This is a genomic window from Pseudidiomarina terrestris (assembly GCF_030466405.1).
GTDB classification, from domain to species: Bacteria; Pseudomonadota; Gammaproteobacteria; order Enterobacterales; family Alteromonadaceae; genus Pseudidiomarina; species Pseudidiomarina terrestris.
The window spans coordinates 821,094-835,057 of the sequence record NZ_JAGGJF010000001.1 but is presented as its reverse complement, the minus strand read 5'-3'; the positions used below and the strand labels follow the sequence as shown (position 1 = coordinate 835,057).

Below are 13,964 nucleotides of genomic sequence, written 5' to 3'. Positions count from 1 at the left end.
TCCGATACTGAATCAGAAAACTTAATAGACCTCATTATTAACAACCTGAACTTTGTTCGCAAACCTTACCCGCAGCGGCTGTACCTGCTGCGGCACCCGCTGCGTAGCCAGTCCCGACTTGGGCTTCCGCCGCAGAAGATTTGCTGGCTGCTTTAGTCAAGGATTGGGAATCAGCTAAAACCCTCTGTGAGCTAGATTGTGTCATATTGTGCGATGCATTACTTACACTATTATTCGGTAACCCCTTGGTAAGAACACCTTTTACAATATTAGCGGTCTGCTTAGCTGCCGCACCACCAACTAAACCCGTCACTCCTGCCGTAGCAACTTTTGCTCCATTAATATCTCCTGTCGCTATCTGATTGGCCATTTCACCAGCAGCACTCGCACCTCCTCCAAGTAAAGCCGATGATACAACTCCGCCACCAAGTGAGCTAGCTAATCCAACAGCACCACCTACTACTGATGCTCGTGCAACAGAGGAGAAAGTTGCATTATCGTTCGTTAAATATTCCGCTGCTCCACCAATAACCGCGCCTCCAACGGTCGCGACTAGTTGAACAATCCATTTACCGCTCGGATCCACCATATTAACCGGATCATTCCCCACATAAGCATAAAGATTCATCTGGTCTTCATAACCCACAGGGTCAGTTTGCAGGAATCGACCTAGCTTTGGATGATAAATCCGTGCTTTGTAGTAGTACAGCTCGGTGCCGGGGATGAGAATTTGCCCGGTAAAACGAAAGCGTGCATCGCTGCTGTGCTTCGGGTTGCCGTAGGCATCGTACTGATGCGCTTGCAGCAGGCCGCCATTGGCGGTCATCTCGGCGATGATGCTACCGCGCTCATCCGCCAGCAGATAACGGCGGGCGTTTACCCCAGCACCTTCGTAGCGAATGACCGGGTCATCGTTACCAAGGCCATGAATAAAGCGCCGCAACAGCGTGCCGTTGCTGTGATACTCCGCCACCAGCTCATCGCCGTCGTACAGATAATCGATGCTTTCGCCGTTGTGTACCGTGCGCGATAAGCGACCGGTAGCATCGTAGCTAAGGGTGACCGTATCGTCAGGACCGTTCGCTGCCACCAGGCGATTATGGGCATCGTAAACATAACTCCACCCATCAAAACCAGCCAGATTGCCCGCACTGGTGTAGTTCGCGTACTCTGGCAGGCCATCGACCGTAACTTGCGTATACTGGTTGAGGTTATTCACGCTGTAAAATTCAGTGCTTAGCGTCGGCACCTGAATTTGATAATCCGCGTTGCTGACCGTTTTGCTCTGCAACTGACTGGCCGGATTATAGCTGTAACTGCTGTCGTTGAATCCCTGGTGATCGAAATCAAGCACCCGGCTCATACCGTCGTAGCTGAACGTGGTGATGGTGCTGCCAGCACGCTCAATGCGGCTAACCCGACCCGGGCGGTCGTAACTAAAATCAATAACGCCCGTCGTGCCATTTTCAAAAATATCCGTCAGCCGCCCACCCGCATCATGACTGTAGGTCACATAGAAGCCATCCGGGAAGGTCGTCCGGATCCGACGGCCTGCACTATCGTAACTGTAGACCAGGGTACGATTATTCGTACGTTCCGAGATACGTCGGCCCAGGCCATCATAACCGTAAGCCACCACTTGTGCTCCACGGGTGACCTGAGTTTCACGGCCCAGGCTGTCATAGCTAAAGTAAATGGTGTTTTCGTTTGGTATGAGCGAGCTTGTACGCTGATCCCGGCTATCGTAGCTATGGATCAACGTCACCCCATCACGCTTGCGAAACGATGTCAGATTACCGTTCGCGTCATACCCATTTTGCTCGTAGCTCGCATCCGGGAAGGTGGTGCGGTACAGACGGTCATGCCCATCGTAACTGTACGTTGTACTATTGCCATTACCGTCCTCACGCCTGCTGACTTCGCCATTCGCGGTATAGGCCGTGAACTGCTCAATACCCTCGGCGGCGGTACCGAGCCCCGTCAGGGTACTTTTAAGATTTGAGTTCGCATCATAGCTATAGCTTGTAATGCGGTCAGGTCCGGCACTACCTTCACTGCCTAAGGTACATGCCGAAGCTGGCAACGCGCCAAAACTTGCAGCATTCATGCGTGTCGCTTCGCACAACAACCGCCCTCTGGTGTCGTAAGTATATTGCGTCACTTTCGTTAAAGCCGACGGTGCCGCCACTGTCGATTTGCTGACACGACTGCTATAACCAAAGATCTTAGGGATTCGGCACCGAAACGAGAGCGGTGTGGCCGTAGCAGAGCTTAGCGGTGAGCATGGGCACGAGCCCTTAAGCGAAAACGGGTGACAATCGGACGACTTTGCAGAATTTTTGCACAAAAAAGCCCAGCACGAGGCTGGGCTTTTAAATCAGTAGGCTGGTGCAAATTACTTGCGAATTTTACGAATAATCTGCAATTGTGCCAACGCCCGCGACAACTCTGCTGCAGCTTCAGCGTAGCTGAGGTCAGAGCTAGAATCTGCGATTGCTTCTTCAGCGCGTTTTTTCGCATCAAGAGCTTGTTGTTCATCAAGCTCTTCACCGCGAACGGCTGTATCAGCCAGAACCGTGACGTTGTGAGGCTGCACTTCCAGCACACCACCAGCAACGTAGATGATTTCTTCGTCACCGCCTTCTTTCACGACGCGAACCATACCTGGTTTGATTTTCGTGATAAGTGGCGCGTGACCTGGGTAAATACCCAGCTCACCTTCGCTACCGGTCACTTGCACGGTCTCTACTGCGCCGCTATATAAGCTATCTTCGGCGCTGACCACGTCAAGGTGTACAGTTTTTGCTGCCATTTAAACCTCCCGGTTCTTACATTTTCTTGGCTTTTTCGGCCGCTTCTTCGATGCTGCCAACCATGTAAAACGCTTGTTCTGGAAGGTCGTCGTAATCACCGTCTAAGATGCCTTTAAAGCCAGCAATGGTGTCTTTCAATGCAACGTATTTACCAGGCGCGCCGGTGAATACTTCTGCTACGAAGAACGGCTGTGACAAGAAGCGCTGAATCTTACGGGCACGAGATACGGTCTGCTTGTCTTCTTCTGACAACTCGTCCATACCCAGGATTGCGATAATGTCTTTCAGTTCTTTGTAGCGTTGCAGTACTGACTGCACACCACGTGCTACGTCATAGTGCTCTTTACCGATAACTTGCGGGTCAAGCTGACGTGAAGTTGAATCCAATGGATCAACTGCAGGGTAGATACCCAAAGACGCGATATCACGTGACAATACAACGGTCGCATCCAAGTGAGCGAAGGTTGTTGCTGGTGATGGGTCAGTCAAGTCATCCGCAGGTACGTATACCGCTTGGATTGAAGTGATTGAACCGGTCTTGGTTGAAGTAATACGTTCCTGCAATACACCCATCTCTTCAGCAAGTGTAGGCTGATAACCTACCGCTGATGGCATACGACCCAACAATGCTGATACTTCGGTACCGGCCAGGGTGTAACGATAGATGTTATCAACGAAGAACAGTACGTCACGACCTTCGTCACGGAACTTCTCTGCCATGGTCAAACCGGTTAACGCAACGCGCAAACGGTTACCTGGAGGCTCGTTCATCTGACCGTAGACCAAGGCTACTTTGTCGAGTACGTTTGAATCTTTCATCTCGTGATAGAAGTCATTACCCTCACGCGTACGCTCACCAACACCAGCGAATACTGAGTAGCCGCTGTGCTCGATTGCGATGTTACGGATAAGCTCCATCATGTTGACGGTTTTACCAACACCGGCACCACCGAACAGACCGACTTTACCACCTTTAGCAAACGGGCAAATCAAGTCGATAACTTTGATACCAGTTTCTAAAAGCTCGGTAGAGCTTGACTGTTCTTCGTACGAAGGTGCTGCACGGTGAATTGACATGCGCTCTTCTGCGCCAACGTCACCGGCTTCATCAATTGGCTCACCCAATACGTTCATGATACGGCCAAGGGTCTTTTTACCCACTGGCACCATGATTGGTTCGCCTGTATTTTCTGCTGTAATTCCACGACGCAGGCCGTCAGTAGTACCCATTGCGATTGTCCGCACGATACCACCACCAAGCTGCTGCTGCACTTCGAGGGTCAAACCCTTGAGGTCACCGTCGGTCACCTTCAGCGCGTCGTAGACCTTTGGCACGCTTGATTGTGGAAATTCGAAATCCACAACCGCGCCAATTATTTGCACGACCTTACCTTGACTCATGACATTTCCTCTAACTCTAAAATTCTTGCAAGCTTCGCCTTAAACCGCTTCGGCGCCCGATACAATTTCCGAAATTTCCTGCGTAATCGCTGCCTGGCGTGCTTTGTTGTACACCAACTGCAACTGATCGATGAGGTCTTCGGCGTTGTCGGTAGCGGCTTTCATTGCCACCATCCGCGCAGCCTGTTCACTCGCGATATTATCAACCACACCTTGGTATACCGTTGATTCAACGAAACGACGAATCAACATATCAAGGATTGATTGTGGCTCAGGCTCATACAAGTAGTCCCAGCTACCTGATTGCACACGATCCCGCTCTTCTTCGTCCGCCTTCGGCAACGGTAGCATCTGCGCTATCGTTGGCTCCTGCGTCATGGTGTTGACAAACTTGTTGTACACCAGGAACAAGCGGTCGATTTTGCCTTCGTCGAAAGCATCGAGCATCACTTGCACGGTTCCAAGCACATCGCTCACACTTGGCTTATCGCCAAGGCCTGATTTTTGCGCCAGTAAACGGCCTCCAAAGCGTTTAAAGAAACCCGTTGCCTTGCTGCCAATCGCCGCGAAATCAACCTCAACACCGTTGTCTTGCTGTGCTTTAGCGTGCTTGACCACCTGCTTAAATTCATTGGTGTTCAAACCGCCACACAGACCACGGTCAGTTGAAATCACGATGTAACCAACTCGTTTAACATCACGTTCTTCTAAGTACGGATGCTTGTATTCGAGGTTGGCATGGGCAACATGGCCGATCACTTTGCGAATGCTGTCGGCATACGGACGGCTTGCAGCCATACGTTCCTGCGCCTTTTTCATTTTGGACGCAGCCACCATTTCCATCGCACTAGTGATCTTCTGAGTATTGTTAATACTCCCGATCTTGGTTTTTATCTCTTTACCGCTGGCCATGATAATCTCCTGTTAACTCAACGACGTGTGGCCACTCTTTGGAAGTGGCCACGTTGCTTACCAAGACTGCGTTTTTTTGAAGGTCTTCAGACCTTCGTGCAGCTTGGCGTCGATGTCGTCGTTATAGTTGCCAGTTTTATCAATATCAGCCATCAGATCGGCGTACTCGCTCTTCATGTACGAAATTAACGCACTTTCAAAGTCGAGGATTTTGTCCTGCGCCACATCTTTGAGGTAGCCTTTTTCAGCTGAGAAAATGGACACAGCCATTTCTGCAACGCTCATTGGCTCATATTGGTTCTGTTTCATTAGTTCGGTGACACGCTGACCGTGCTCCAACTGCGAACGCGTTGCTTCATCAAGATCCGAAGCAAACTGTGCAAACGCTGCAAGCTCACGATACTGCGCCAATGCCAGACGAATACCACCACCAAGCTTCTTGATGATCTTGGTCTGTGCTGAACCACCTACACGCGATACCGAGACACCAGCGTTAACAGCAGGGCGGATACCAGCGTTGAACAAGTCAGTTTCTAAGAAGATCTGACCGTCCGTGATTGAAATCACGTTGGTAGGTACGAAGGCGGATACGTCACCGGCTTGAGTTTCAATGATTGGCAGAGCGGTCAATGAACCGGTTTTGCCTTTCACTTCACCATTCGTGTATTTTTCAACGTAGTCGGCGTTCACTCGTGCTGCACGCTCAAGTAGGCGTGAGTGCAAGTAGAATACGTCACCAGGATAAGCTTCTCGACCCGGCGGACGACGTAACAACAATGAAATTTGACGGTAGGCTACAGCCTGCTTCGACAAGTCATCGTACACGATCAAAGCGTCTTCACCGCGGTCACGGAAGAATTCACCCATGGTACAACCTGAGTAGGCTGCCAGGTATTGCAACGCTGCTGATTCAGAAGCAGAGGCTGCAACAACAATGGTGTTTTCCAAGGCGCCATGTTCTTCAAGTTTGCGTACCACGGAAGCAATGGTCGAAGATTTCTGACCGATAGCTACGTACACACACTTAATACCAGAGTCTTTCTGGTTGATGACGGCATCAACTGCCAATGCAGTTTTACCTGTTTGGCGGTCACCGATGATCAGCTCACGCTGGCCACGACCGATTGGAATCATCGCATCGATAGACTTGTAACCCGTTTGTACTGGCTGGTCTACTGATTGACGTTCGATAACGCCAGGTGCGATTTTTTCAACAGGCTCAAAGCCGTCAGCTTCGATAGGACCTTTACCGTCGATAGGTTCACCTAAGGTGTTCACTACGCGGCCCAGCAGTTTATTACCTACTGGAACTTCCAGGATACGGCCTGTTGATTTTACTTTAACGCCTTCTTGCAGATCCGCGTACGGACCCATAACAACGGCGCCGACAGAATCACGTTCTAAGTTCAACGCGATTGCGTAACGATTGCCAGGAAGCTCAATCATCTCACCTTGCATACAGTCAGCAAGGCCATGAATACGGATGATACCATCGGTTACAGAGATGATAGTACCTTCGTTACGAGCTTCACTGACCACTTCGAACTGTTCAATTCGTTTTTTGATCAGTTCTGCGATTTCATTTGAATTCAGTTGCATGCTCAAGTCCCCAATTAGGATTGCAGTGCATGGGCAAGCCGATCGAGCTTGCCTCGCACAGTACCGTCAATCACGGTGTCACCAGCTTTAATGTATAGGCCGCTGACAATCGCTGCATCGACACTGCAATTCAGCTTAACTTTGCGTGAAAAACGTTTCTCCAACGTTTGCGCTAGATTGTCCTGCTGCTTCTTCGTCAATTTGACCGCTGAGGTCACATCGACAGTGATTTCTTTTTCATGTTCTGAACGGAAACCACTATAAAGTTTTTCCACAGCTGTTAATGCTTTCAAACGACCATTTTCGGCCATCAGCCGTACGAAGTTCTGGCCATTCTCGTCCAGTTGTTCGCCGCACACATTAATGAAAACATCTACTTTCTTTTCTAGCGTTTCAGCGCTACTCAAAAACGTGGCCATCGCTTCGTCGTTCGCAACAGCGGCCGCAAAAGCAATCATATCGTGCCATTTTTCGATAGCGCCGTTCTCTAGTGCAAAATCAAAAGCTGCTTTTGCATAGGGGCGAGCAACCGTAGTCAATTCTGACATTTGCACAAACCCCTTTGGTTAGAGTTCAGCGACCAGTTTTTCAACAATGTCACTGTGAGCGTCTTTATCAATTTCACGCTCGATGATTTTACTTGCACCAGCAACAGCCAATACAGCTACTTGCTTGCGCAATTCTTCGCGTAAGCGGTTGCGCTCAGCCTCGACTTCAGAGTGACCAGCAGCAACGATTTTCTCGCGCTCTTGCTCGCCACGCTTTTTGCCGTCTTCGACGGTTTCGTCCGCACGTTTTTTCGCTTGGGCGATAATCTCAGCAGCCTGCGCTTTCGCGTCTTTCAGTTCGTCAGCAACTTTTGCTTGCGCTTCTTCAAGACTCTTCTCAGCTTTTTCACCTGCTGCAAGGCCATCGGCAATCTTTTTCTGACGAGCTTCAATCGCATTGTTCAGCGGCGGCCAAACAAACTTCATGCAGAACAGCACGAAGACGATAAACGCGATTAATTCACCAATCAGGGTCATATTTAAACTCATAGACCCACCCTCCTATTCGTTCAGTTGTTCGAGAAAGTTAATCGAGCCTTACAGAACGAACAACAGAACCATGGCGATACCAACACCGATCATTGCTACCGCATCGATCAGACCCGCCAAGATGAACATTTTAACTTGCAGAGAAGGCGCTAATTCTGGCTGACGTGCACACGCTTCCAGGAATTTACCACCCATGTTACCGAAACCGACTGCAGTACCGATTGCACCGAAACCGATCAATAGTGCTACAGCGATATACTTAAGACCTAACATTAGTTCCATTGTTTTCTCCGATATTTCAAAGGTTGAAGTTAAAGTTAAATTAAAAAGTTAATACTAGTGACTCTCAGAGCTGGCCATACTCAGATAAACAATGGTCAGCATCATGAACACGAACGCCTGCAGCACGATAACCAGGATGTGGAACACAGCCCACACAAAGTGTAACGGCAACTGCATTAAGCCAACCGCACCAATCAGAATGAAGATTAGCTCACCGGCATACAGGTTACCGAACAAACGTAACGCAAGTGAGAACGGCTTCGCGACAAGTGCGATAGTCTCGAGCAACAGGTTAAATGGAATCAGAATAATCTGAACCACTGTGTTGCTGGAATTAAATGGGTGCAGAGTCAGCTCTTTAATAAAGCCAACGATGCCTTTCATGCGGATGCCGTAACCAATCATCAACAGGAATACGCCAAGCGCCAGGGCTGCGGTCATGTTGATATCGGTCGTTGGCACGATCTTCATGTAAACATCATGAGAATCCACGCCGAAGGCTGTTTCGCCAACATAGCCAGCAAACGCCGGCAGGAAGTCCACAGGAATAAGATCCATCAAGTTCATCAGGAACACCCAGACGAAGATCGTCAACGCCAGTGGTGCTATGAGCTTGCTCTTACCATGGAAGGTATCGCGCACGTTATCAGAAACGAACTCAACGATCATTTCGATAAAGCACTGAAACTTACCGGGAATACCCGTATGCGCTTTTTTCGCCGCGCTACGGAATATCATTAAGAACAGAATGCCTAATCCGATCGACCAGGCGAGTGTGTCAATGTGCCATGTCCAGAACCCTGCTTCACTACACGCTTTATTGAAGGCAATACCATTTTCGGTAGAGCACATCTTGGCGTTAGTTAAGTGGTGCTGAATATGACTCTGGAGCGTTAACTCTTCTGCAGCCATCTTAATTCCCACAATTTTAAGTTGATTTTAAAAACAAAATTGGTGCCAGCCACTGGATGAACAACACTGTGATGTAGCCGCTACAAACCGCTACGAGCGGGAGCGAAGTCAGCATCAACAGTGCGACCAAAAGCACTACAGTAAGGCTTACTTTCAGCGCCTCACCGGCAAAAAAATTACTGACGACTTGTTGCGCCGAGCGCGCGCCACCTTGGGCAAAAGCACGCCATGCAAAGAGTGCTGTTGGAATCATGACGACGACTCCGCCACCAACAACACCCCAAAAGTATTCGTACGATGTCACTAACGAAAACGTGCAGGCCAGTAAAAATATGGCGCCTGCCTGAACCCGCAACAGTTTGGCTGCGAGTTGTTTTCCGGACTGTGTTAACGTCTCACTCAAGGGCTAAAAACCTCGTTAAAAAGCCCGCGCTAGTATAAAGATTTGCGCCCTAATTGCAAACAAATTGCAACTCGGCGCCATAGCTTTACGACTCATCGCTGAGTTGGAAATGCGTAAGGATTCCGTCGAGCTCGTCTAAGCTACTGTAATTAATGACCACTTTTCCTTTGCCTTTGCGACCATGATTAATAGCTACTGCAGCACCAAGACTTTCGCTCAAACGCTGCTCCAGCCGCTGAATATCAGCATCAGGTTGCTTCGGTGCGGACTCTTTTTTCGGTTCCAACGCATTGCGAACCAATTTTTCCGCTTCCCGTACCGTCATAGCTTTTGCTGCAATAGTACGGGCAATTTCGCTTTGTTGTTCACCCTGCAGGGCTAATAATAATTTCGCGTGGCCAAGTTCGATATCGCCTCGTTCCAGCAAGGTTTTGGATTCCTGTTCGAGGTTGTTCAGACGTAACAAGTTGGTCACCGTTGCCCGCGATTTACCAACGGCATCGGCCACCTCCTGATGGGTCAACTGGAATTCGTCCAACAAGCGTTGCAACGCCGTGGCTTCTTCCATGGAGTTTAAATCTTCGCGTTGAATGTTTTCGATGAGCGCGATAGCAACCGCTGCTTCATCTGGCACGTCTTTGACCAGGCAAGGGACTTCGCTGAGCCGCGCCATCTGCGCAGCACGCCAGCGGCGCTCACCGGCAATAATCTCGTAGCGATCCGTATCGACTTCACGTACCACGATGGGCTGAATAATACCCTGAGCTTTTACCGAGGCAGCCAGATCTTCCAGCGCTTCTGGTGACATATCTTTGCGTGGCTGATATTTACCTGGCTGTAAGAACTCGATAGGGAGCTTTTGCAATTCTCCCTTGCTCAGGTCATGCATTGGCTCACTTTCGGGTTGTTCATGATCACGGGCATTTTTGCTCGTGGTGAGTAACGCATCTAAACCGCGTCCTAGTCCTCGTTTCTTGACAGACATAAAGCTCAGGTTCCTCAGGCTTCAGCCGCTGCTTCGGCTTTTTTTTGTTGTTCTGCACGACGAATCAGCTCACCCGCAAGCGATAAATATGCTTTCGCGCCGGTGGAGGATTTATCGTAATACATGGCAGGTGCGCCAAAACTTGGCGCTTCAGCAAGTCGTACATTGCGGGGAATAACCGTACGGTAAACTTTGCTACCAAAATGTGCTTTCAGTTGCTCAGATACATCATTAGCCAGGCGATTACGCGGGTCATACATGGTGCGTAAAATACCTTCAATCGCAAGTTTAGGGTTCACTGCTTCAGCCAGCCGCTCGATGGTATCCATCAAGGCGGTTAACCCCTCCAGGGCGTAATATTCACACTGCATAGGGACTAAAACAGAGTCAGCAGCCGCCATGGCATTAACGGTCAGCATGCTCAGCGAAGGAGGACAGTCGATAAAAATGTAATCGTAATTATCACGCACCGGCTGCAGGGCGTTTGCCAGACGTTGTTCGCGGGCAAAAGCTTCCATTAATTTGATATCTGCAGCGGTCACATCACTGTTTGCCGCTACCAGGTGATACTTACCGTTGGTTTCGGTAACAATCACTTCTTGCGCAGGTTTCTGATCCACCAGGAGCTCGTAGGCGGTATTCTCAACATCGTATTTGTCGATGCCACTGCCCATGGTCGCATTGCCCTGAGGATCGAGATCAATCAATAAGACTTTACGTCGGGTCGCGGCCATTGAAGCAGCCAAATTCACTGCGGTCGTGGTTTTACCGACCCCACCTTTTTGATTTGCAATGGCTATTATTCTACCCACGTGAAGCTAACCTCTTGTTGAGATGATGACCAAATGCCGCTCTGCATCGACCCCTGGAACTTTGAGTTCAACTACTTTCTCGACGTTATAGTGCGCCGGTAAAGTGTCTAGTTCCGCTTGCGGATAAACGCCCTTAAGGGCATAAAACTGTCCGTCTGCTGTTGGCAAGTGCCGACACCAGTTGAGCATATCATTAAGCGACGCAAAGGCTCTACTGATGACACCATCAAATTTAGTTTCTGGATCATAGTTCTCCACCCGACTTTGCACAGCATTTACATTGTTGATGCCGAGTTCATGGCAGACCTGGCGAATAAAACGAATCCGTTTTCCTAAGCTGTCCAACAACACAAACTCTTTCTCTGGCTGCACAATGGCTAACGGTAAACCTGGTAGGCCAGGCCCGGTACCCACGTCAATAAAGCGATGACCTGAGAGGAAAGGTAACACTACCAAACTATCCACAATATGGCGACTGAGCATTTGCTCCGGGTCGCGCACAGAAGTCAAATTGTAAGCCTTATTCCATTTTGCCAGCAATTCTACCAAACGCACCAGTTGTTGCTGTTGCGAAACAGGGATTGTCAGCCCTGCTTCAGTAAGTAGTCCATTAAGTTTCGTTTGCATAATACCTATGCGCTTTTGCGCAGCAATCCTTGTTTTTTCAGATGGACCAGCAGCATGGAGATGGCCGCTGGGGTCACGCCCGAAATACGCGCTGCTTTACCAACGGTTTCCGGTTGATGCTCATTCAATTTGGCAATGACTTCGTTCGATAATCCTTTGATGCCTGCATAATCAAAGCCCATCGGAAGCAACGTATTTTCGTGCCGCAATTGCTTAGCAATCTCATCTTTTTGCCGCTCAATGTAACCGGCATACTTGGTTTGGATCTCAACCTGTTCAGCCGCTTGCGCATCAGCGAGCGCAGGGCCTAATTCAGGAATTGCCATCATCGCGTTGTAAGTGATTTCCGGACGACGCAAGAGATCTTCACCGCTAACCTCTTTGGTGATCGGCTTTTTCACCAGCTCGTTCACCGCATTTACTGCCGGATGATCTTTGTGGATCCAAGTACTGCGTAAACGCTGCTGCTCTTGCGCGATAGCTTCCATTTTTTCGTTAAAACGAGCCCAGCGTGCATCGTCCACCAACCCGAGTTCGCGACCTGTTTCGGTCAATCGCATGTCAGCGTTATCTTCGCGTAATAACAAGCGGTATTCGGCGCGCGAAGTGAACATGCGATAGGGTTCTTTGGTGCCAAGTGTCGACAGATCATCGATCAACACGCCCATGTAGGAGTTGTCGCGGCGCGGCGCCCAGCCGTCCTTGTCCTGAGCTTGGCGTGCCGCGTTAAGACCAGCTACCAGCCCTTGCGCACCAGCTTCTTCATAGCCTGTTGTGCCGTTAATCTGACCAGCGAAGAAGAGACCCTGGATGTATTTGGTTTCCAAAGTTTGTTGCAGATCACGTGGATCAAAATAATCGTATTCGATGGCATAGCCTGGTCGCGTGATATGCGCGTTCTCGAAGCCCTTAATTGAGCGGACCAATTGCACCTGAACATCAAAGGGTAAACTGGTAGAAATGCCGTTCGGATACACCTCATGGGTGTTCAAACCCTCAGGTTCGACAAAGATCTGGTGGGAATTTTTATCAGCAAAGCGCATCACTTTGTCTTCGATCGACGGGCAGTAGCGTGGTCCAACACCCTCGATGACGCCCGAGTACATGGGTGAACGATCCAATCCACCACGAATTACCTCATGGGTTTGATCGTTGGTATGGGTGATGTAACAGCTAATTTGCTGCGGATGATCTTCAGCTTTGCCCATAAACGAGAACAACGGCGTAGGGCTATCTCCAGGTTGCTCCTGCATGACTGAAAAATCGATCGTTTTGGCATCAATACGTGGTGGTGTACCCGTTTTCAGGCGATCAACCCGTAATGGCAGTTCGCGTAAGCGTTTGGCTAATGCGTTTGCCGGTGGATCGCCAGCTCGGCCACCCTGGTAGTTTTCTAACCCAATATGGATCTGACCACCAAGAAAAGTACCTACGGTTAACACCACGGTTTTCGCAGCGAACTTCAAGCCCATCTGGGTCACAACACCGACAACGCGATCATTTTCAACGATCAGATCGTCACAGGCTTGTTGAAATAAACTCAGATTTGGCTGGTTTTCCAGTGTACTGCGAATGGCAGCTTTGTAGAGTTCACGATCGGCTTGAGCACGTGTCGCACGTACTGCGGGACCTTTGGATGAATTCAGGGTGCGGAACTGGATACCTGCGCGATCTGCTGCGTGCGCCATAGCACCGCCAAGCGCATCGATCTCTTTAACCAAATGTCCTTTACCGATGCCGCCAATAGCCGGATTACATGACATTTGTCCTAGTGTTTCGATGTTATGCGTCAACAAGAGGGTTTGACATCCCATACGTGCTGCAGCAAGCGCTGCTTCAGTACCGGCATGTCCACCACCAATGACAATAACGTCATAACGCTGATGGTAGTTTGAAGTGTTCGACATAAACGTAATCCTAGAAAAAATGTAGCCCAATAGTTTAACGGTTTTTTGCCTGGATCGAAACGGTTAAATTTCGCTCAAAAAGGCTTTAGAGATCTTAAGAGTATTTAAAGATCTTTTGTTTTGATCTTTTATTACTATTACTACTAGGATCGGAAAATCTGTGGATAAGGCTTTGCAGCCCATAAGGATCAAGGATCACAATGATCTGTAAAGATGTGTTCAGAGCATGATCCTTGTTCTGATCAACCGGTGGATAACTAGGGTGCTTATCCAC

14 protein-coding genes are annotated in these 13,964 nt (G+C 49.3%); all 14 read right to left on the bottom strand.

What is annotated here, in order from left to right; translation table 11 throughout:
* Nucleotides 1-37: 37 nt before the first annotated feature.
* A complete protein-coding gene (locus J6J34_RS03845) occupies nt 38-2,107 on the bottom strand; it encodes an RHS repeat-associated core domain-containing protein (RefSeq protein ID WP_301774968.1) in 2,070 nt (689 codons plus the stop codon).
* Between the two features lie 288 nt (nt 2,108-2,395).
* Complete coding sequence (locus J6J34_RS03840) at nt 2,396-2,812, bottom strand: F0F1 ATP synthase subunit epsilon (RefSeq protein ID WP_126772413.1); 417 nt, start codon at nt 2,810-2,812, stop codon at nt 2,396-2,398.
* A gap of 16 nt (nt 2,813-2,828) precedes the next feature.
* Entirely contained in the window at nt 2,829-4,214 is a 1,386-nt protein-coding gene (gene atpD, locus J6J34_RS03835; RefSeq protein ID WP_301720887.1) for a F0F1 ATP synthase subunit beta, read from the bottom strand.
* 39 nt (nt 4,215-4,253) lie between these two features.
* Nucleotides 4,254-5,126: a F0F1 ATP synthase subunit gamma gene (gene atpG, locus J6J34_RS03830; protein ID WP_301720888.1), complete on the bottom strand. Its 873-nt coding sequence runs from the start codon at nt 5,124-5,126 to the stop codon at nt 4,254-4,256.
* 57 nt (nt 5,127-5,183) lie between these two features.
* Nucleotides 5,184-6,725, bottom strand: coding sequence for a F0F1 ATP synthase subunit alpha (atpA, locus tag J6J34_RS03825; protein ID WP_301720889.1), 1,542 nt, complete (start codon nt 6,723-6,725; stop codon nt 5,184-5,186).
* 14 nt (nt 6,726-6,739) lie between these two features.
* Nucleotides 6,740-7,273 carry a F0F1 ATP synthase subunit delta gene (gene atpH / locus J6J34_RS03820; RefSeq protein WP_301720890.1) on the bottom strand — a complete coding sequence of 178 codons (534 nt, stop codon included), beginning with the start codon at nt 7,271-7,273 and terminating at the stop codon, nt 6,740-6,742.
* An 18-nt stretch (nt 7,274-7,291) separates the two neighbouring features.
* Nucleotides 7,292-7,762, bottom strand: coding sequence for a F0F1 ATP synthase subunit B (atpF, locus tag J6J34_RS03815; protein ID WP_301720891.1), 471 nt, complete (start codon nt 7,760-7,762; stop codon nt 7,292-7,294).
* 48 nt (nt 7,763-7,810) lie between these two features.
* Entirely contained in the window at nt 7,811-8,044 is a 234-nt protein-coding gene (atpE, locus tag J6J34_RS03810; RefSeq protein WP_034733567.1) for a F0F1 ATP synthase subunit C, read from the bottom strand.
* A 54-nt stretch (nt 8,045-8,098) separates the two neighbouring features.
* The gene (atpB, locus tag J6J34_RS03805) at nt 8,099-8,956 is read right to left on the bottom strand and encodes a F0F1 ATP synthase subunit A (protein WP_301898515.1); all 858 of its coding nucleotides are present in this window, start codon (nt 8,954-8,956) and stop codon (nt 8,099-8,101) included.
* A gap of 16 nt (nt 8,957-8,972) precedes the next feature.
* Nucleotides 8,973-9,359, bottom strand: a complete 387-nt coding sequence (locus J6J34_RS03800) for an ATP synthase subunit I (RefSeq protein WP_301720895.1) — start codon at nt 9,357-9,359, stop codon at nt 8,973-8,975.
* A gap of 85 nt (nt 9,360-9,444) precedes the next feature.
* Nucleotides 9,445-10,344, bottom strand: a complete 900-nt coding sequence (locus J6J34_RS03795; protein WP_301720896.1) for a ParB/RepB/Spo0J family partition protein — start codon at nt 10,342-10,344, stop codon at nt 9,445-9,447.
* 14 nt (nt 10,345-10,358) lie between these two features.
* Nucleotides 10,359-11,156: a ParA family protein gene (locus J6J34_RS03790; protein WP_301720897.1), complete on the bottom strand. Its 798-nt coding sequence runs from the start codon at nt 11,154-11,156 to the stop codon at nt 10,359-10,361.
* 6 nt (nt 11,157-11,162) lie between these two features.
* Nucleotides 11,163-11,783: a 16S rRNA (guanine(527)-N(7))-methyltransferase RsmG gene (rsmG, locus tag J6J34_RS03785; protein ID WP_301720898.1), complete on the bottom strand. Its 621-nt coding sequence runs from the start codon at nt 11,781-11,783 to the stop codon at nt 11,163-11,165.
* 5 nt (nt 11,784-11,788) lie between these two features.
* On the bottom strand, nt 11,789-13,690 hold the full coding sequence (gene mnmG, locus J6J34_RS03780) for a tRNA uridine-5-carboxymethylaminomethyl(34) synthesis enzyme MnmG (RefSeq protein ID WP_301898514.1): 1,902 nt from the start codon (nt 13,688-13,690) through the stop codon (nt 11,789-11,791).
* Between the last annotated feature and the right edge of the window lie 274 nt (nt 13,691-13,964).